This is a genomic window from Exilibacterium tricleocarpae (assembly GCF_007004655.1).
Classification (GTDB): Bacteria; Pseudomonadota; Gammaproteobacteria; order Pseudomonadales; family Cellvibrionaceae; genus Exilibacterium; species Exilibacterium tricleocarpae.
In genome coordinates, this window is record NZ_ML660088.1 from 1 (window position 1) to 20,675 (window position 20,675).

The window sequence follows — 20,675 nt, forward strand, 5'->3', positions numbered from 1 at the left end:
CCCCGACCCCTTCGAGAGGAACCACGCCACCTCAAAAAGGCACCTCTCCCGGCGGCACGACAAAGCAAAGTACATCGTCACCCACTCAAAACCCCGCTGCATAGACAGTAAAGAAACCGCAGTACACCAAACAGGTGTTTTAAGGAAGGGGAGTGGCACCATTCTAGGGGGACGCAACTAAAGTTACGTCCCCGCACTGTGCCGCTCGAAGCGGCAGTTTTGATAAACCGTGTGGCACCATTCTAAGGGGACGCAACTGAAGTTACGTCCCCGCACCGTGCCGCTCGACGGGGCAGTTTTGATAAAATGTGTGGCACCATCCTAAGGGGACGCAACTGAAGTTACGTCCCCGCACCGTGCCGCCGCGAGAGTTACCATGAATATCCTTATCGCACCCGATACCACATTGTTCTGGACCGCGCTGGCCACCAACGGGCTGTTCCTGGCTGCGGCATTGCGTTATGCACCCTGGCATGCGGTATTGCGGGTCGCAGTCCGGCAACATGCGCTGCTCGGCGCCACCCTGGCCCTCGGCGTGTTCTGGCACCTGCAGGTGGCGGTCGGGGAAGTCATTGCCATCCACCCCCTGGCGATAACCACGCTGACCATCGTTTTCGGTTGGAGCCTGGCAGTCGTGGCCGGTACCCTGGCCTGCGGTATTTTCCAATTACTGGGGGACGGTCTCTGGTATGCCTGGCCGGTGGACAGCCTGCTATCGGTTATCCTGCCTGCCAGCGCCACCTGGCTGGTGCTGCTGATCATCGAGCGGATCACCTGGAAAAACCTGTTTACCTATATGCTCGGCGCCGGTTTCGCCGGGGCCATGCTGTCGGTGCTGGCCTGCGGTGCCGGTGCCCTGGCGCTGTTCTGGCTCACCGGTGCGCAGCCGCTGCTGGCGGTCACCCGCGAGCATTTTTATCTCTACGGGCTGTTGATGTTTCCGGAAGGCTTTATCAACGGCGCTATGGTCAGCGTGATTACGGTGTTCTGGCCGCAGATGGTCAAAACCTATGATGACGATACGTATCTGGGCCGGTAGTACTCAACCGAAAGGTTTTGCAGGGAATCACTGAGGCACCGGTATCGAACAGCGGTCAAGGCACTACACGCCCCAGCTATTATCCGATCCGGCCCAGATAAAAAAATCCCCGCCATAAGGCGGGGATTTATCAGTCGATAACAACAGTCGATTAGAAGCTCGCTTTAAACCCGAGATACCAGGCGCGACCGATAGCATCATACACACCTGCTGTAGTCTCGGTACCGGTATCACTGTCGGACAGACCGGCGGAAATGACAGGCGGGTCTTCATCAAACACGTTTTCGATACCGCCAAACAGCTCCAGGTTAGCACCTGCCAGCGAACCCGGCAGCCGGTAACGCAACTGGAAGTCCGAGTAGTAGATTTCATCGACGAAGCAGTTGCGTTGACGGCAGCCACTACTGGGAATGTCGCCATCCTCGATGCGGGATTCTCCGATAAAGCGGACTTGCCACTGCATGGAAAGATTATCCCAGTTATAGCGGATATTGCTGTTCCACTTGTGCGAGGCACTGCCGATTTCCCCGTCCTCGATATCCACCCGGGCACCGGGTGCGTTGACGATATTATAATCGTCCACATGCGTGTAAACCGTACCTATGGACAGTTCACCGGGAACGGGCAAGCCGAGCACGTCGAGATCAAAACTGAGCTGGAAATCGACATCGACACCCTTTGCCTCAATGGAGCTGAGATTCTCCTCGAAAGCGTTGACTTGATCCAGAGCACCCTCTTGAGTGTTGCCCAAAGGGAACCGAGTGATATTGTCACACTGGGGGTCAGGGTCGGTCTGGAAGTCAGGGTCATCGTAACACAGGCTCAACACGTTATTTCGGAGCACCAACTCAATGGCATCCTCGATCTCGATATCCCAGTAGTCGACAGCCAGCGTGGCACCCAGCCAATCCGGCAGGTTGGTCGGCGTATAGGCAAAGCCGAGGGTAAAGGTTTCCGCCGTTTCCTCAAACAGGAAGGGGTTGCCGCCCTGCAGACCGCCGGTGCCCTGCAATTCCGTTTGAGTCAGGGTAAACGCACCATCAGGATCGCTATCGATCCGCGACTGGATTGCCGGAATAGAGCGGCAGTTTGCAGCGCGAGTACCGGGAGTAGTGTTGGTAACACCTGCGCAGGGGTCCGTGACCTGCGCAAAAGTTTCGGTGCCCGGATCGAAAAGCTCCTCGATATTGGGCGCACGTATGGCGCGCGCCGCGGACGTGCGCAACAACCAATCGTCGTTGATTTTCAACTCGAAGCGCCCTTCAAACGTGGTGGTATCCCCTACCCCTGGGATGGAATAACTCGAATGCCTGGCCGCCGTGCCAAAACCAAAGTAGTCGACATACTGATTACTCAAAATCGGCACATTGAATTCAACATAGACTTCATCGACATCAAACTCGCCTTGGACGTTCGGGGTGATATTGCCCGAATTGAGGCCGCGCACAGTAAGGGTATCGTTGATCGCGCGGGACTCTTCCTCGCGGCGCTCCAGACCGAAGGCTATCTGCAGGGGGCCGGACGGCATTTCAAACAGGTCCCCGCTCATATTGAGCTGATAGACTTTCTGCTCAATGGTAGCGTTGCGGGATTTATCGGCGGTGATATAAGCGACGGCTTCTGGACTAATGCTGTTAAAGCCAAACACATTGACCGGTACACAACCACTCGCCCTGGCCTCCGCATCGACACAGCGAAACTGGCCGGGATTATCCGGATCGGCCTCCGACAGCAGCGCGTTGCGCATTGCCGTTGTATCGATATTCCCCTCGGAGATTTGCGACTGAGTGGTGCGACCGTAGGTAATACTCGCATCCCAGAGCCAGCCGCCGTCGGTGGAGCCTTCCAGACCGGTACTGAACCGAAACGTCTGGCGTTCATTGCTAGCGGTGCGCGGCCCGAATTCCGCAATACGGCGGCGGAACCTGACTCCTTCAATGCCATTGCCCTGTGCCACGGTCAGGATTTCGGCGGGCATAAACGGGTGTGAGATCATGTCGCCATTGCTGTTCTCGTAAGCCAGCGGGATACCGCCGTCGGCGTTCTCCTGGAAAACATCGTCCGAATCCAATGGAAACGGTTCCAGTACCGCGTTGGTATCGATACCGGAGTAGGTACTCTCAAAGAAGGCCCTGACATTATCATTGAGATCATAGTGAATATTGGTGGCCGCCAGAAAGCGTTCCGTGGGAATAGCAATGGTGCGGAAAGCACTGCGATTAAAGCCGTCGGCGGCACGATTATTACCGTTGGTATCAAAGCTATCAACCAAGGTCCCGTCGGACAGGAAAGTATAGTTGAAACCGGTGAGACGCCGACCTTGGTCATCCGCCACACCAGCATCAAAACGCCCCTGTAGCGGAAAGCTGGAAAAGAAAGGCTTGACCTGCCCAAAGAGCTCAAGTGTGGTGTCGCGTGGATTTAACGCTGCCGGCGACACTGCATCTATCCGGGAGATATCCCGGTCCCGGGAAAATATCGCACCTTGATCCGTAAAACCAATATAAGCCGTAGCATTACCGCGACCGCCATCAAAATTAGCGCCGATCAACAAGCTGATATCGTTTTCTTCCCCGTCGCTCTCATCGGTGATCTCATAGCGGCTGCTCAACTCAACCCCTTCGAAATCATCTTTAAGAATAAAGTTGATAACCCCGGCAATGGCATCGGAACCGTACACGGCCGACGCGCCCCCGGTGATCACCTCAACCCGTTCGACCATCGCGCTCGGGATGGCGTTCAAGTCAACGGCAGAACTGCCCGGTACGCCGGCCACAAAACGGCGTCCGTTGACAAGGGTCAGGGTGCGCTCGATACCCAGGTCGCGCAAATCGACATTGACCACCCCGGAGTTGTTGATATCGAAGTTGGAGTTGGTGCGGTTAAACAGCGGCTGACCCAGCGCCGGCAACTGATTCAGGTAGTCGCCGATATTGGTTTCCGCCCCCAGATTGATGTCCTCTGCGGTGAGTACTTGCAAAGGCGTGGCTGACTCCAGCGAGGCGCGGGCGATACGCGACCCCGTTACCACAACCTCTTCGATCGCCTCATCTGCTTCCTCTCCTTGTGCCAGCACTGCGGTGGGCAAAGCAAACGACGCCATACCCAGCACAGCCGTACTGATGGCACAGGCCAACGGCTTTTTCATCCTCATGATGTTTTCCTCTTCTAGCATGCATGTTTAATGATTATTTAATGGTTATTAGAGAGTGGGCGCAGGTCTGTAGCTTTATTGGCTTTTCTTAAGCGCACACTCGAGGCATGTCCTGAGACGAAATACTTTTTTCTTCCCTCAACAGAAACGAAATATTTGTTACGTAACAGGATTTAAGTCCAGGTCAGGACAGGAGGAAGGGCCATTTCATATAGCGATAAGTTGGCATTGATATGCCAACTTATCGCTATATGAAATTACTCATTTTCGGTGCCGGCGCGAAAGGCGAGTGTCAGCTCAGACTGTTGTTTGGCAGGCAAAGCATCATAGTGACTGAGCACCAGCGTGTAACTGCCCTCCCCCGCCGTCATCGACTTAAGCTTGGACTGGTAGTCGTTCAACTCAGCCAGCGGCACCTTGGCGGCGACCTCGACCCGCCCGCCAGGCAGTGCCGAGGTGCCGTTGATCAGGCCGCGCCTGGCGGCGAGATCGCCGGTGATATCGCCGACGGCAGCCGCCGGAACGGCGATGGTCAGCCCGACAATCGGCTCGAGCACAATGGGATCCGCTTTGCGCACGGCGTCGAGAAACGCTCGCTTCCCCGCCATCACAAAGGCAATTTCTTTGGAGTCCACCGCGTGATGCTTGCCGTCCTGTAAGATTACCCTGACATCCTGTAGAGGAAAGCCGGCGATAGCGCCAAGCTCCAACACCTGGCGCACACCTTTCTCCACCGCCGGGATAAAGGTGTGGGGAATGGCCCCGCCCACCACCTTGTCGACGAACTCGAACCCCCCGCCGCGCGCCAGTGGTTCTACCTTTAAAAACACTTCACCGAACTGTCCGGCGCCGCCGGTTTGTTTTTTGTGGCGGTGATGTCCGCTGGCGGCAGTGGTTACGGTCTCGCGATAGGCAATGCTCGGGGGCCGGGTCGCCACCGGTACCTGGTACTGGTCGCGCATTTTATCCAGCACGATGCGCAGATGCAGATCGCCGCAACCGTAGAGTACAGTTTCATTCTGTGCGGGGCGGTGCTCGATACGCAGGCTCGGGTCTTCCGCCGCCAGCTTGTGCAACGCATCGGCCAGCTTCTGTTCATCGCCGCGGCGGGTGGGCAGTATGGCGAGGCCGCACATGGGCGGCGGCAGCGTCAGCGAGCGCAGATGGTAGTGGTCTTCGTCGTGGGAGTCGTGCAGAACCGCGTCGAAATGAATATCGTCCACCCGGGCCACCGCGCAAATATCGCCCGGTACCGCCGCGTGGATTTCAGTGTGCTTTTTGCCCTGCAGTTTCAGCAGGTGCGCCACTTTGAACGGCTTGCGCCCGTCGCCGATAAACAACTGCGCATTGGTGGACACCTTACCCTGGTGAACCCGAAATACCCCCAGGCGGCCCAGGTAGGGATCGACCGCGACCTTAAAGACATGGGCCACCAGGTGCCGCTTTGGATCGGCAACCACATCCACCGGCACAGCAGCAGGCGCTTCGCCGCGCAAAAATACCGGCGGATTACCCTCCAGCGGATTGGGCATCAACTTGGCAAAAATATCCAATAATTGCGCAATCCCCGCACCGCTGCGGGCGGAAACAAAACAGATGGGTATCAAGTGACCTTCGCGCAGGGCCTGCTCGAAGGGCGCGTGTAGCTGCTCGGGATTCAGTTCCTCCCCCTGCTCCAGATAGAGTTGCATCAGCGTCTCGTCCAACTCCACGACCTGGTCGACGATAGCGGTGTGAGCCGCCGCCACCGACAGGCACGCCGTCGGCTGCTCGCCGTGCTCAAAAAAACAGTCCACTACGGTGTCGCCGCCAATACCGGGCAAATTAATCGGCAGGCACTCGGGCCCGAACGCCTGCTGCAAATCCGCGATCAATTGCGCAAAATCCACCTCGGCCGCATCGATCTTATTGATCACCAGCATACGGCAGAGATTGCGCTCGAGCGCGACCTCCATCATGCGCCGGGTGGCCTGCTCGATACCGCACTGGGCACTGACACACACCGCGACACTGTCCACCGCCGGCAGAATACTGATCGCGCGCCCGTAAAAATCCGGGTACCCGGGTGTATCCAACAGATTTACATGACCGCCGGCGTGATCAAAACTGCACAGGGTGGGATCGAGGGAGTGTTGCAGTTGTCGCTCCCGGGGATCGAAATCGCAGACCGTGGTACCCCGCTCGACGCTGCCGGTCGCCTGGATGGCACCGGCGGCCTGCAGCAGCGACTCAACCAGGGTGGTCTTACCGACACCGGCATGACCCAATACGGCGATATTGCGGATATTCTCGGTGGAAAATCTTGGCATGGCGCAGCCTCATCGCCAGTCCCAGCCAAAACGCACATCGAACGGGAAGTGAAAAAAACAGGGAGCCCGCCCCCTGACGTCCAAGAATAACCAACTTGACGGCAGGAAGCTATTTATCGGCGACACGCGGTTTTAAAGCGACAATACCGGGGGTCAACAATACCGGGGGTCAATATCCACTCGCCGGCCGGCCCGGAGACCACCCGGTAAAAAACGCCAGCCCACCGGCACGCTCAATAGCTTGTCGCCGTTACCGTCAGCATTTACCGAGGGTTCGCAGCACATCCCAACAGGCGCCGAGGGTATGGTAGTCACACTTGCCGCCCGCCGTGGATTTTGCATCGGACAGCTTTTCGTTGCGGCGATTCAAGACGCGATACCAGGCACCGTATCGATGATCGAGCAGATGTCGATAGGCGTAATCCCAGATGCGGTCATACCAGTCCCAGTAGCCATCCTCGCCGGTAACGGTCGCCAGCCGCGCGGCGGCGGCAAAGGTCTCGGCCTGCACCCAGAAATATTTATCATCGTCACAGATACTGCCGTCCGGCGCGAAGCCGTAGAGAATGCCTCCGTGGGACTGATCCCAGGCAATCGCCAGGGCCCGGTCAAACAACGCTTGCGCGCGCGTCAGGAGCCAGGGTTCCGGGCAATGCCCGTAGAGTATCAATAGCAGCTTGCACCACTCGGTCTGATGACCCGGTTGAAAGCCCCAGGGACGATACAGGTTTTTCGGATCGTCGCGATTGTATTCCCAATCCACCGACAGGTCGGCGGTGTAGTGTTCCCATATCAGACCGTCAGCTTTATCAGCCATTTCCAGGGCGAATTTTTTCGCCAGTTGATAGGCGCGCTCGAGGTAGACGTGGTCAGCCGTGGCTTCAAACGCCGCTAACATAGCTTCACAGCTATGCATATTGGCGTTTTGACCGCGATACGGTGAAAGTTGCGACCAATCACTGGTAGCCTCATCGGCATAGAGGCTATCGCCATCTAGCCAAAAGTGTTTTTCCATCAACACAAAGGCACGCTCGAGGTCTTCGGCGGCGTCTTCAAAACCTGCGTCAAGCGCCGCGGCGAAGGCCAGCACGACAAACGCCAAGCCGTAGCAGTGGTTGGTTTGATCGTCGGCCCGATGTTCGTTCAGCGTCCAGTGATAAGCGCCCCGCTCGCCGTCCCAGTGCCTTTCCCGCAGATAGGCCAAACCGTGGGCGGCACGGCGCCGATACGCCTCGTCGCCGAACAGGCGGTAGGCCTTGCAGTAATTGAAGATCATGCGGGTACTGCTGACCAGGTGCCGCTGGCCGGGGTTGAAAACAGTGCCGTCGTCGCGAAAGTTTTGAAAAAAACCGCCGGACTCATCGACGCTGGTGGGATGGTAAAAATCGAGAATGCTTTTAATATGATCGCGCAGGAAAGTCTCGTCGCGATAGTTTATGGCATATCGATCCAATGGCCCTCTACCTCATCGAAGGTGGGCAGCGCGGGAAAGGCACCCGGGCGGGTGACTGTCAGCGCGCTGCATTGTACGGCAAAATTCAACAGGCCATTCAGGTAGCGGGACTCGGCGGTAATCGCCGCCAGGCCGGTCGCGCAACTCAGACCGTACAGCAAAGCGCCGCTAAAGGCGTCCCCGGCCGCCGTAGTATCCACGGCGGTTACCGGCGGGGCATCGATATAGCCGTGGCTGTGGCCGGTGATATAACGCACCGGCTTGGGGCCGTCCGTCACCAGTATCAGTTGCGCGCCCCCGTGCAGGCAGGTTTTCAGATAGTCCTCGTCGTCACCAGCGGCCAGATAGGCGAGTTCTTCGCGCGCAAACTTAAGCAGATCGGCCTCGAATACACAGGCGTTAACCGTCTCGCGATCGACGCAATGGCCCGGCCATAAATTGTGTCGCAGGTTAACGTCAAAACTGACCGTGGCGCCGGCCGCCTTGGCCCTGGCCAGGGCCGCCCGCGTCACTCCGGCAATGGCATGCTCGGTCAGGGTATTACTGCAGATATGGAAAACCGGTTGGCCGTCAAACCAGCGCTCGTCGATCTGCTGTTCCTGAAACAACAGGTCGGCAGTTTCGTGACGGTGGAACGCAAAGCTGCGATCCCCGTGTGCATCCAGGATAACGAAAGCCAGGGGTGTTTTCGCCCACTCATGCCGGTGCAGATAATCCGTATTGACACCATACTCGCGCAGGGCAGTCGCTAAAAACTCACCAAACGGATCGCTGCCCACCTGACCGGCAAACCTCGCCTCGCCGCCAAGCTTGGCCACTGCCACCGCCGCATTAGCCGGCGCCCCTCCCGGGTATTGCCGGTATTCCGCCAGCGCCAGCGGACCCTCCCGGTGCTGCCCGACATTGAGAAAATCAATCAGTACCTCACCAAAACAAAGGACCGGTTTCATGGGGTTGTACTCCTTAATACCTTATTACCGCCAAGGCAACACCGGCCAACAGCAGGGACGGCGGTGGTACTGCCTGAAGGGAGTCGCACTATCGCCGACCACCCTCTCTAAACGGCACTTCTAAGCGAAGCCGTGCCAATTGACCGGTCTACCTGTGTGTTTACACCACCGCCCCCATGGCCCAGGGTACAAACTCATACTCGCCCAATCCAAGCTTTTCGCTGGCGGTCGGACGCCCGCCGGCGGTGGCGATAATGGCGTGAAAAATTTCCTCGCCGAGTTCATCGATACTGCGCGCACCGCCGGCGATGGGACCGCAGTTAATATCCATATCCTCCCGCATGCGGGCAAATAACTGCTGGTTACTGGCCAATTTCAACGTCGGCGCCCCGGCCGCGCCAAAAGTGGAGCCGCGACCGGTGGTAAAACAAACCAGATTGGCGCCGGCGGCTATCTCCCCGGTTACCGAGCAGGGATCGTAACCCGGCGAGTCCATAAACAACAGGCCGCTGTCCGGCGCGGCCCGACCGTAGTCAAGCACGCCATTGAGTGTGGACGATCCGCTTTTGGCCACCGCGCCCAGCGACTTCTCCAGGATGGTGGTAATACCGCCGGCGAGGTTTCCCGGTGAGGGATTATTGTTCATATCCTTGCCGTGCTGCGCAAGGTAATCCTGCCACCAGGCAATTTTTTCCCGCAGGCGGGCGGCTACTGCCGGGCTCGTCGCGCGGGCCAGTAACAGTTGTTCGGCCCCGTAGATTTCCGGCGTCTCGGCCAGTATGGCAGTGCCGCCGGCCGCCACCAGGCGATCGACGGCGGCGCCGAGTGCCGGATTTGCGGTAACACCGGACCAGCCATCGGAGCCGCCGCACTGCAAACCGACTTTCAGCTTTGTCAGGGGCAACACCTGGCGTCGGCTCTGCGCCGCCACCGACATCAACGCCTCCACCTGTTCGATACCCCGGGTCACCGCGGCGCTGGTTCCGCCCACCTCCTGAATGGTGACCTCGCGCACCGGTGCGGCCCTGCCCTGCCCGGCGGCACCGAGCAACTGCTCGGCCTGGTTGACCTCGCAGCCCAGACCGACCAGCACCCAGCCGCAAAAGTTGGGATTGTGCAGGTAACCGGACAAGACCCGCTGCAACAGCGACAACTCCACACCGCCGCTGGCCGGGATGCCGCAACCGGACTGGTGCACCACCGGTATTACCGCATCGACGCCCGCGTCCCGCAGGCGCGGGTGCTGGTAGAAATGCCGGGCAATGCGCGCCACCACCGTGGCCGAGCAATTGACCGTCGCCATGATGCCGATATAGTTGCGGGTCCCCGCCTGGCCATCGGCGCGCAGATAACCCTTGAACAGGTTTGCACCCGCATCGGGCTCTGCGCCGAAACCGCCCGCCACCGGTGGCGCGGCTGCACCCCTGTCCGGTTCGGCCACCGGTGCATAACCGAGGTTGTGTGTGTGCACGTGCTCGCCGGCGGCGATGGCCCGGGTGGCGACGCCGATCACCTGACCGTATTTGTATACCGGCGCCCCCGCTGCCGCAGGTCGCACCGCAACCTTATGGCCGGCGGCAACCGCCTCGCGGCACACCAGCGCTTCGCCCAGTTCCTGGCCCTCGACCAGCGGTTGCAGGGCAATCGCCACCGTATCGCACTCGTGCATCGATAAAATTAAGGCTGACATGACAACTCCCGCTCGCACAGCTCGGTGAATTCGCGCCAGGCTTTTTCCGGTAACAGCGCGCCCTGGACACCCACCACAGCGGCGGCTACCCGATGGGCAAACCGGATCGCCGCCGGCATCGCCGCGCCGCCGATCAAGCCCGCCATCAACGCGCCGCTGAACGCATCACCCGCCCCGGTAGTGTCGACAACGGCAGCAGACTGGGGCAACGCATAACGGGTTACCTGTTGCGGGGTTATCCAGAGCGCCTCACCCGGCAGTGTCATCACCGCCTCCGCTACCCCGGTGCGCTGCAGGGCCGCAGTTATCGCCACCTCGCTGTCGAGGCCGCGAATGGCGCATTCGTCGTCGAGGCTCGGCAGGTAGAGATCGGTGTGGGCAATGGCGCTGTCGTAGATGGCGGCCACCGAATCCTGACTGCGCCACAGCGCCGCGCGGTAGTTGCTGTCAAAGTAAACCCGTCCGCCGCCGGCCCGATAGGCCTCCAAAAAGCGGAACAGGCACTCGCGCACCGCCGGCGCCATCAATGCCAGGGTGATACCGCTCCAGTAAAAAAACGGCGCCGGACACATACACTCGAAAGTCTCCGCAAAGCGGTCGACATCGCCGAACCACTGCCGGGCGGCAGACTGATCGCGCCAATAGGTAAAACGGCGCTCCCCCGCGGCGTCGGTTTCGATGGCGTACAACCCGGGCACGGCGCCGGCGCTGGTGGCGATATGACTGTCGCCGATCCCCCGGGCTTCAATCGCTGTGCGAATCCGCCGGCTAAAGCCGTCGGTGCCGAGGGCGGTGACATACTCACTGGGCACCCCCAGTTGCGCCAGGGCCACGGCGGTGTTGAAAGTATCGCCGGCGACTCCGGGCCGAAAGCTGCCGTCCGCCTGCGGCGACAGCTCGATCATCACCTCCCCCAGCACCGTCACCGCCGGTCCCTGACCGGGTGCACCCGGGCGCGCGACTGTTTTCTGCGTCATAACGTGAGTAACCTGTTTTTACCGTTGCAGCAGCTACTTTGAAAGTAAATCTACTTTGAAAGCGACTCTAATCTGCAAGCGACCCTAACCTGAAAGCGACCCTAAACTGAAAGCGACTCTAAACTGAAAGCGACTCTAAACTGAAAGTAACTCTACTTTGAAAATAAACTGATTTTTAAGCCGAACCGACTTTTAACTCGCACCCACTGTAACTTGAACCCAGCGTCCAGCGCTGGAGCTATCGGGGAGTGGCAGCACCGACCTATAGCACCTGGGCCAGGAAAAAGCACTTGAACTCGAGGAACCCTTTCGTTTAAATTGGTCAAGCCAGTTATCGCAAAACCATAGCTGGTCATACCAATTAAATCAATAGTTAATTTGGTCAGACCGATAGTTTTACTGAATAGACGCCCTATGCTGATAGAAACCGACATATCCCGCCGGCGCTACCAACAAATTGCCGACCGCCTGGCGGACCATATCCGCACCGCCGACATGGCAGCCGGCGACCGGCTGCCCTCGGAGAGAGACCTGGCGAGCAGCTTCGATGTCAGCCGCCAGACTGTGCGCGAGGCGCTAATCGCCCTGGAGGTTGCGGGCGTTGTGGAAATCCGCCTGGGCTCCGGTATCTATGTCAAGGCGCCCGGAGCCACCGCTGCCACCATCGTCTATGAGGACGCCCCGGGACCACTGGAAATACTCGAGGCGCGCCGGACTATCGAGCGGGAGACGGCGGCGCTGGCGGCGCAGCGTATCAGCAACGAGGAATTACAACAGCTGCAAGTCCTGCTGCGGCTGATGGAGCAAAGTGCCGCACAACAACAAACCGAAGAGGCGGAAGCCCACGACGGCCGCTTTCATATCGCCGTCGCCAAAGCCAGCCGCAACAGCGCTCTGGCCAGCACCGTCAATTGGCTGTGGGCACTGCGGGTGAAGTCGGATATCAGCCGGTATTTCCACCAGAAGGTCCGGGCGCGGGGCTCGCAACCGGATATCGATGATCACCTGCGAGTCTTCGAGGCCCTGGCCCGGCACAATCGCGAGGCGGCCCGCGACGCCATGCACGACCATATCGAGCGGGTCTATCAGGAATTCTCAGAATTTTCCCTGGAGTGATCGCCGCCCGCTCCCGGGCGAGTCCGAAAAGTCTTCAAGGTGCCGGTCACCCCCTGCGCCAGCAACTCGCCGAGCCAGTGGGTCAGGCGGTTTTTAAAGCGGTCGTCGCCGCGCAGGTCCGTGCCAAACACTGCGCTGACCTCGAGATAAGCATCGACCAATCCTCCGGCATCCGGGCGGGCGCGTGCCTGTTGTTTAATCCCCTGTTGTTCAACCCCGGGAGCACCGATCTCCCGCAACAGTGCCGCCATAGGGTCCTGCACAGCGATGACCGCGCCGTGTTCGTCGACGCCCATCACATAGCGCAGCCACCCGGCGACGGCCAGCGCCAGGTGTTCGATATCCCCGCCCGCCGCCAATTGATCCCGCAGGGTGCCGAGCAGGCGCTGCGGCAACTTTTGCGAACCGTCCATGGCGATCTGGTAAGTCCGGTGCCTGAGGCTCGGATTGGCAAAGCGCTGTAACAGGCTGTCGGCATAGGTCGCCAGGTCAACGCCTTCGGGCGCCACCAGTCCCGGAATGACTTCAGTATTCATCAGGCCGCGCAAAAACGCCACAAAGTCCCCATCCTCCATCACCTGGTGGACAAACTCATAGCCGGCGAGAAAACCCAAATACGCCAGCGACGAGTGGGTGCCGTTCAGCAGCCGCAGTTTCGCCAATTCAAACGGCTCCACATCACTCACCAGTGTGGCACCCACCGCCTCCCAGGCAGGTCGGCCGGCGCTGAAGTTGTCCTCGATCACCCACTGGCTGAAACCCTCGGCTTTGACCATACCGAGATCCCGATAACCGCAAACCCGTTGCAGATCGGCAATGTCCTCCGCCTGGGTCGCCGGCACGATGCGATCGACCATGGTGTTGGGAAACGGGACCCGGCTGTCAATCCATGCCGCCAACTGCGCGTCACGTGCGCGGGCAAACTCCACCGCTATCCGTTTTAAGGTTGTGCCGTTACTGGGCAGATTGTCGCAACACAATATCGTCGGTATCGGCGCGTCCTGCCGGCGCCGCCGGTGCAGGGCTTCGACAATAAAGCCGATGGCTGTCTTCGGCGCCGCCGGGGTGTGCAGGTCGTGAAGGATATCGGGATGTTGTCGGTTCAGATGGCCGCTGGCGGGGTCGTGGCAATAGCCTTTTTCAGTGATCGTCAACGAAATAATTTTGCAGCTCGCCGCGGTCAGGGCCTGCAACACGGCCGCGGGGTCTTCCGGGGCCACCAAAACACCGCCGACCGCGCCGACAATACGATACCTCGCCGCCGGCGCCCCCATTTCCACCAGGGTATACAAACCGTCCTGGGGATTCAGTTGATCCCTGACGCCGGCGCTGCGCAGAGATACCCCGAGAATTTTCCAATCCCCCCCTTGTCGGGCCAGCACCTCATCGGTGTAAACCGCCTGGTGGGCACGTTGAAAGGCGCCGATACCGAGGTGCACGATGCCGGTACCGCAGGCTTGCCGGTCATAACCCGGCGCCGTTACCGGGGCTCCCTCGCGGGGCGTATAACCGGCGTGTAAACGGCTGCCGCTCTCCGTTGTCTCGTCATCAACAGTCTCGTTAGTCATGTTTCGTTATCCAGATTTACCGCTTTTTTACAGCGTTATTGACGCGGTGTCGTTGCAACTGAAGCCCTCGAGATCGGACCTAAAGTTTGTAGGCGGCCTTGGCGAAGCTGTAGCTCAGGTCGACGATAATCTCCGCGGCTTCATCCTCTTCGAGGCGATGGCTCGCCACCAGTTCCGCCAGGTGCACGCAGTCCATGCGCCGGGCCATATCGTGGCGGGCGGGTATGGACAGAAACGCGCGGGTGTCGTCATTGAACCCCACTACATTGGCAAAGCCGGCCACTTCGTGGGTGGCGCGGCGAAACCGCAACATGCCCTCGGGGCTGTCGTGGAACCACCAGGGCGGCCCCAGTTTCAGCATCGGGTAGTGCCCGGCCAGGGGTGCCAGCTCGCGGCTGTAGTTGGATTCATCAAGGGTAAAGAGAATGACGCTCAGCGCGGTCTCGTTGCCATAGCGGTCCAACAGCGGCTTCAAGTCGGCAACGTAATTGGTGCGCATGGGAATATCGGCACCCTTATCACGACCGTAACGGGCAAACACGCCGGCATTGTGATTGCGGCTGGCGCCGGGGTGAATCTGCAAAACCAGGCCGTCCTCCAGCGACATTGCCGCCATCTCGACCAGCATATGGGCGCGAAACAACTCTGCATCGGCCGCCGCACAGGGGCCGGGCGCCGTCACCCTGGCAAACAGTTTTTCAGCTTCGGCACGGGTCAGATCGGCGGTCTTGGCTGTCGGGTGGCCATGATCGGTGGAGGTGGCCCCCAGGGTTTTAAAAAAGGCACGCCGCTGGCGCAGCGCATCGAGGTATTGCGCGTAGTCGAAGCAATCGCTGCCGGTCATGTCGCCGAGTTGCGCCAGGTTGTCGCGGAAGCCTTCATAGTCGGGGTCCAGCACCGGATCGGGACGAAAGGCGGTAATCACCCGCCCGGACCAGCCGGAGGTGGCCAGGGCGCGATGGTGTTCCAGCGTGTCCAGCGGCGATTCCGTGGTCGCCAGCACCTCGATGTTATAGCGTTCAAACAGGGCCCGCGGCTTGCACGCCGGGGTCGCCAGGGCAGCGTCGATGGTGTCGTAATAAAGATCGGCGGTGGCGCTGTTCAAGCGCACCTCCAGACCAAACACCTGACTGAAAACATAGTTCAGCCAATAGGCCGAGGGCGTGCCTCTGAACAAGTGGTAGTGCTCGGCAAACAACCGCCACACCGCCCGCGGGTCCACAGCGGCGGCGCTGCCGTCGCTGCGGCGAATACCCAGGGTGTCGAGCCCGATACCCTGACTGTAGAGCATGCGATAAACGTAGTGATCGGGCTGAATCAACAACTCGGTGGGGTTGGCAAAGCGTTGGTTCTCGGCAAACCAGCGGGGATCGGTATGACCGTGGGGGCTGATAATCGGCAGCTGCTCCACCTCCCGGTGCAGCCTGAGTGCTATCGCCCGCTGGGTCGGATCGGAAGAAAACAACCGTTCGGGGCGCATCTCCAGGGCTTTTGACATGTTGACCCTCTCTCATTTGAGCCCCGCCGGCACCGGCGCAGACACGCGTTGGCGGAACAGGGTTTGGATATCCGGGTTCGGCGGCTTGAGTGGTCAAGCAGCTATGTTGGTGGTTTTATACTGCCAATTGACACCGGTGTCAATTGGCAGTATAAACCTTGACTGGTGGATATTGATGGCTTGCTCTTGTAGCTGTGCGTTGTCTTGGGCGTGAAAAAGCGGATAACTTGTGTAGTTTGGCGTTCTAAACCGTTTACGTGCCACACCACGGCCCGACGGGGGTTCTCTTTCCCGATCGGGCGCAAGCTTGCCTGTCGCCCCGGCGGCTGCCGGGTCTCTGCCGGGCCAGTGCTGTGGCACAATACCCAATCGATCGCCGAAAAGTACCGCTCAGCACCAGAATCAAACAGCGGTAGCAAGGTAAGAATAAAACAGGAAAGCACTAAAGATATGGGTAACACTACTATCGTCGATGTTGCCAAACACGCTGGAGTTTCCAAGAAAACGGTTTCCCGCGTATTGAACGCCGAGCCCAACGTGCGACCGGCCACCAGGGAAAAAGTCATGCAGGCCATAGCCGCGCTGGATTTCAAACGCAACCCCCTGGGCCTGGCCCTGGCCCGCAAACGCTCCTACTTACTGGCGCTGGTTTACGACAATCCCAGCCCCAACTTCCTGATGCACCTGCAGACCGGCATTATGGCAGCCTGCAAGGCACGCGGCATGGGTTTGTACCTGCACAATTGCAACTATCAGGCGCCGGACCTGGTCGAGGACATCGGCCAGATGGTGGCCGGCACCCTGGTGGACGGTTTGATTCTGTCATCACCGGTATGTGATCAACAGCCGTTGATCGATATGCTGGCGCAGCGCCGTATCCACTACGTCAGCATCAATCCCAAAGACACCGGCCACGGCCTTGCCGTGGCAGTCAACAACCGGCGCGCGGCGTTCGATCTCACCGACCACCTGATCGGCCTCGGCCACCGGCGCATCGCCTATGTCAAAGGCCATCCCGATCTCGCCTCCAGCGCCCAGCGCGAAGCGGGTTTTCGCGCCGCCATGAGCAAACGCCGACTCGCCGTCGACGAAGCACTGGTAATCCAGGGCCTGAACAATTTCGCCTCGGGCCGTGCCGCCGCCGCGACGCTGCTGGAACAATCCGAACCGCCGACGGCGATCTTCGCGGGCAATGACGATATGGCCGCCGGCCTGCTCTACGAAATGCACAGCCGCAATATCCAGGTGCCGCAGGAGATATCGCTGGTGGGTTTTGACAATACGCCCTTTTCACAACAGGTCTGGCCACGCCTGACCACCGCCAGCCAGCCTTTCGATGATATCGGCCGCACTGCGGCGTCACTGCTGATCGATCAGTTCAGCGGCGGGGACGAAACGGCCGGCGAGCCGACCAGACCGGTCACCATGGATTGCGAACTTCAGCTCCGCGAATCCAGCGCTGCCCTGTAAGTACCGGCGCCGGGGGTCTCGCTTCACCATGTTGCTAGTTTTAGGGTGGGAAAACAGTGTTTTTTTATGAACTCCGTGGCGCCCGACCTGGCTATGGCGGTATGAAACACGCCGTGAATACGTCCCTGTAGGCTCGAGGGCCGCATCCCTGCGGCCCACGGTTTCATACCGCCATAGCCAGGTCGCGCTTCTCATTGCAGCGCCAGGTTCATGTAAGGCCGGGATCAACTGTAAAAAAACTGTGCAATTACAGGTCTGCAGGCCACTCGAATACGAAGCGCGCGCCGCCCGCAGGCGCATCGACAACGTAGGTGCGGCCCTTATGCCATTTGGCAATTTGCCCGACAATCGCCAGGCCCAACCCGTGCCCTGCCCCCTCGGCATTGTCATCAAGCCGGGTGAAAGGTTTGAAAATTCGCTCGCGGTCGGCGGCCGCAACACCGCAACCGTCGTCATCAACCATTACCCGGCACCAGCCGTCGGTCACCGTAAAGCTCACCTCAATCCGGTGATCGGCATAGCGCAGCGCGTTTTCCAACAGGTTGGCGAGCGCCCGGGCCAGGGCGCCGCGATCAAACACACACTGCAAATCGGCGACCGGCCCCGGCGGGATCCACACCACCTCGATACCGCGTGGATTATCGACAAACAACGCGACCTCATCGGTTAAAAAGCTGTAGACAGCGTAGTTATTGAAGGTGCGGGCGGAGGGAGTCCGTTCAAATCTGGCATGCACCAGCAACTCATTGATCAGCTCCTCCAGCGAGGCGACACTGTGTTGAATATTGTGAATATAGCGGTCGCGGTCTTCAGTATCGTTTTCAGTTTCCAACATTTCCAACGCAAAGCGCAACCGCGACATCGGCGTACGCAGATCGTGGGATACGGCATTGATCAATTCCTTCTGGCCGTCAATCAGTTGCTGAATACTTGCAGCCATGCTGTTGAAAGACTGCCCCAGTCCCGCCACTACCGAACTGTTTTTCAGCGCAGCGCGGGCGTCGAAATAACCCTCGCCAAACTCGGCGGCGACTGTATCCATATGCTTTAAGTCACGCCAGAGAGGACGCAGCCAAATATAAATACCCAGAGCCAGGGCCCCGCACAGGGTCGAGAAGGCGATCACCAGCAGCAGCAAGTCTGAAGTACCGCCCGAACGGGTCTCAGCCCGGATAACATGCCGGCGATCGTCGAGCAATATATAGCTGACTTCAGCCAGTTGCTCCGGCCGATAGGTATAGATTCGATTGCGTCGCAATTGCGCCTTTTGATCGCGACTCAAACTTAAACGATCGCTGTCTATATCCAGCACGTCAATGGCGAAACCAAAGTGGGGCTGGTAAGCGGCAATGACAGCCGCCCATTGCTGCGGCGGATGCAGCTTCAGTTGTTGCTGCAACAGATACATGGTGCCCCGTCGCCGGCGCTCTTCTATCTCGTCCTGCGTCTCTCCCAAAAACATCTGCAACACAAAGCGAGACTGCGCCACGCGGCGAACCAACACAGCCGGCTCTCCGCCACGGAAGAGAAATTCGCCACTGCGTAAGCTGCTCTTTTCAAGAGCGCTGAAGCTATCGCTTTCGAGTTTTTCCAGTACCAGGCGATAACCGAAATGCGGCGCCAGATCGACAATATGCTGAGGCCACTGCTCGACAGGCCTGGTTTCGAGATCTTCCTGCACCAGGTGGAAAGTGCCCCGATATAACGCAATGTAGGTATCGCGCGCCATATCGTTGATGATCCCGTGCACCGGATTGAGGCCGTCAAACCACCAGAGAACACCGAGCGGTATGGTTACGACGACCCATAGGCGCAAAAAAATTCGCACCAGTGTGAACGGTCGGTGGTGTCTCGATACCGCTAGGGGCATAAGATATAACCTTTACCCCGTACTGTTTTAATGCGCTTGGGGTTGTCCGGATCGTCACCCAACTTTTTGCGCAAGCGGGAAATGCGCCTGTCGATCGAGCGGTCGAGACCGTCGTAGTCGAGACCGCGTATGCGCTGCAGGATAGTGTCCCTGTTCACTACCTTACCGGCCGCCTCCGCCAGCACCCACAACAACTCAAATTCGGCCGTGGTCAGTTTGATCGGGCTGCTCCCGACCGCCAGGGTGCGGGAAACCCGGTTGATGCAAAGGTCGCCAACCGCGAGCTGATCATCGGCGCTGACCTCAGTGGGCTGGGGCGTTCGATTCACCGGCGTTCTGCGCAACAAGGCGTGAATACGCGATAACAACAGGCGCGGCACCACCGGTTTGACCACGTAATCATCGGCGCCCAGTTCCAGCCCGAGCATCTGGTCCATATCGTCATCCAGGGCCGTCAACATCAGGATCAATCCGCTGAAGGCCGGCCGCACGCGGCGGCATATCTCCATACCGGTGATACCGGGCAGCATAACGTCCAGAATGACCACATCCGGCTTTTCCTCGAGAATACGCCGGGCCGCGGTTATGCCGTCGGACTCCGCCGCCACCGCAAACCCTTTCTTGGTGAAGTACTCCTGTACCAGCGCCGACAGCCCCGCATCGTCCTCGACCAAAAACAGGCGAATTGCCGCCGCATCAGAACTCTTCATGAAAATACCCGGTGTCCGCAATCAAAAAATGCTTTCCGTTTATTGTATATGATCACCTTTTATAGCGCCTTACGCCCAGGGGTCAAAGTGTGACAGAATGTGACACCACTGCCGCTCACTAAGGCGCAGGCTATAGTGACAACTCTTTCTGACAACGATGCCATCTTATTCGGCATTCTGGTGGCTATCCTGGGGGCCATTTTTTTCACTGCCCACTGCGGGCACAGATTCTGGCGAAAGTTCTACCGCATCGTGCCCATTGTGTTGATGTGTTATCTGCTGCCCTCCCTTCTCAACACCTTCAACATCGTCTCCTTCGAAAACGCCAATCTATGGCCGATGGCAAAAGACTACTTTCTGCCGGCGAGTTTGGCATTGATGACACTGAGCATCGATTTAAAGGCGGTGATGGGCCTCGGCAACCAGGCGCTGATTACGTTTTTCACCGCGACTGTCGGCATCGTGCTGGGTGGACCGGTAGCGGTGTAGGTGATGTCGCTGATACACCCGCAAACCGTGGGCGGCGAAGGCGCAGATGCGGTCTGGCGCGGCTTGTCGACGCTGGCCGGCAGCTGGATCGGCGGCGGCGCCAACCAGACCGCGATGCTGCAACTCTACGGTTTCAATCAGGAAAAATACGCGATGATGGTGGCGGTTGCCAAGTTTATCCGGGCACCGTTTTTTTCTCGCCGTCGGCAGCAAAGCCAATGTCGGCGGCGCCGCCCCGGCACCGGTGGTGGCCGCCGCCTTCCGCCCGGCACTCGCCCCGGTCGGTGTGCTGCTGGCGGTACTGGGTTATGTGCCCGGCACCTGCGGCGCTATCTTCTGTGCCCAGCTTATGCAACTGGTTGCGCCGTGACGGGATTTCAGG

General features: G+C 59.2%; 14 protein-coding genes and 1 pseudogene. 5 read left to right on the top strand and 10 right to left on the bottom strand.

From position 1 onward, the window contains the following. The first annotated feature begins 376 nt into the window (after nt 1–376). Nucleotides 377–1,039 (top strand): energy-coupling factor ABC transporter permease, encoded by a 663-nt coding sequence (locus tag FKG94_RS02625; protein ID WP_142902652.1) that lies wholly within the window; start codon nt 377–379, stop codon nt 1,037–1,039. Nucleotides 1,040–1,190: 151 nt separating this feature from the next. On the opposite strand, the gene FKG94_RS02630 is transcribed toward FKG94_RS02625, so the two are convergent. The 6 genes from FKG94_RS02630 to FKG94_RS02655 form a co-directional block, all read right to left on the bottom strand. After that, nucleotides 1,191–4,193 carry a TonB-dependent receptor plug domain-containing protein gene (locus tag FKG94_RS02630; protein WP_246124890.1) on the bottom strand — a complete coding sequence of 1,001 codons (3,003 nt, stop codon included), beginning with the start codon at nt 4,191–4,193 and terminating at the stop codon, nt 1,191–1,193. A gap of 257 nt (nt 4,194–4,450) precedes the next feature. Beyond that, nucleotides 4,451–6,502: an elongation factor G gene (fusA, locus tag FKG94_RS02635; RefSeq protein WP_142902653.1), complete on the bottom strand. Its 2,052-nt coding sequence runs from the start codon at nt 6,500–6,502 to the stop codon at nt 4,451–4,453. 256 nt (nt 6,503–6,758) lie between these two features. Further along, nucleotides 6,759–7,955, bottom strand: a complete 1,197-nt coding sequence (locus tag FKG94_RS02640; RefSeq protein WP_142902654.1) for an AGE family epimerase/isomerase — start codon at nt 7,953–7,955, stop codon at nt 6,759–6,761. Continuing rightward, nucleotides 7,937–8,905 (bottom strand): carbohydrate kinase family protein, encoded by a 969-nt coding sequence (locus FKG94_RS02645; protein WP_142902655.1) that lies wholly within the window; start codon nt 8,903–8,905, stop codon nt 7,937–7,939. Before FKG94_RS02645 ends, FKG94_RS02640 begins: the two co-directional genes overlap by 19 nt. Nucleotides 8,906–9,065: 160 nt before the next feature. Continuing rightward, nucleotides 9,066–10,595 carry a UxaA family hydrolase gene (locus tag FKG94_RS02650; protein WP_218943415.1) on the bottom strand — a complete coding sequence of 510 codons (1,530 nt, stop codon included), beginning with the start codon at nt 10,593–10,595 and terminating at the stop codon, nt 9,066–9,068. After that, nucleotides 10,583–11,572 (bottom strand): sugar kinase, encoded by a 990-nt coding sequence (locus FKG94_RS02655; RefSeq protein WP_142902656.1) that lies wholly within the window; start codon nt 11,570–11,572, stop codon nt 10,583–10,585. Before FKG94_RS02655 ends, FKG94_RS02650 begins: the two co-directional genes overlap by 13 nt. A 414-nt stretch (nt 11,573–11,986) precedes the next feature. Between FKG94_RS02655 and FKG94_RS02660 the strand changes: the two genes are divergently transcribed. Further along, nucleotides 11,987–12,688 (top strand): FadR/GntR family transcriptional regulator, encoded by a 702-nt coding sequence (locus FKG94_RS02660; protein WP_142902657.1) that lies wholly within the window; start codon nt 11,987–11,989, stop codon nt 12,686–12,688. Here the strand turns inward: FKG94_RS02660 and FKG94_RS02665 are convergent. Then, nucleotides 12,658–14,256 (bottom strand): mannitol dehydrogenase family protein, encoded by a 1,599-nt coding sequence (locus tag FKG94_RS02665; RefSeq protein WP_142902658.1) that lies wholly within the window; start codon nt 14,254–14,256, stop codon nt 12,658–12,660. The genes FKG94_RS02660 and FKG94_RS02665 overlap by 31 nt on opposite strands. A gap of 79 nt (nt 14,257–14,335) precedes the next feature. Then, nucleotides 14,336–15,754: a glucuronate isomerase gene (gene uxaC / locus FKG94_RS02670; RefSeq protein ID WP_142902659.1), complete on the bottom strand. Its 1,419-nt coding sequence runs from the start codon at nt 15,752–15,754 to the stop codon at nt 14,336–14,338. Nucleotides 15,755–16,204: 450 nt separating this feature from the next. On the opposite strand from uxaC, the gene FKG94_RS02675 reads away from it, so the two are divergent. Then, complete coding sequence (locus FKG94_RS02675; RefSeq protein WP_142902660.1) at nt 16,205–17,224, top strand: LacI family DNA-binding transcriptional regulator; 1,020 nt, start codon at nt 16,205–16,207, stop codon at nt 17,222–17,224. 247 nt (nt 17,225–17,471) lie between these two features. Here FKG94_RS02675 and FKG94_RS02680 read toward each other — a convergent pair whose 3' ends face one another. Both FKG94_RS02680 and FKG94_RS02685 read right to left on the bottom strand, forming a co-directional pair. Then, entirely contained in the window at nt 17,472–19,094 is a 1,623-nt protein-coding gene (locus tag FKG94_RS02680; RefSeq protein WP_142902661.1) for an ATP-binding protein, read from the bottom strand. After that, nucleotides 19,085–19,804: a winged helix-turn-helix domain-containing protein gene (locus FKG94_RS02685; RefSeq protein ID WP_142902662.1), complete on the bottom strand. Its 720-nt coding sequence runs from the start codon at nt 19,802–19,804 to the stop codon at nt 19,085–19,087. The genes FKG94_RS02680 and FKG94_RS02685 overlap by 10 nt, the downstream gene beginning before the upstream one ends. Before the next feature lie 180 nt (nt 19,805–19,984). On the opposite strand from FKG94_RS02685, the pseudogene FKG94_RS29135 reads away from it, so the two are divergent. Both FKG94_RS29135 and FKG94_RS29140 read left to right on the top strand, forming a co-directional pair. Continuing rightward, nucleotides 19,985–20,423, top strand: a pseudogene (locus tag FKG94_RS29135) (DUF819 family protein); the annotation flags it as partial. Nucleotides 20,424–20,459: 36 nt separating this feature from the next. Continuing rightward, on the top strand, nt 20,460–20,663 hold the full coding sequence (locus tag FKG94_RS29140; RefSeq protein WP_246124928.1) for a DUF819 family protein: 204 nt from the start codon (nt 20,460–20,462) through the stop codon (nt 20,661–20,663). The last annotated feature ends 12 nt before the right edge of the window (nt 20,664–20,675 follow it).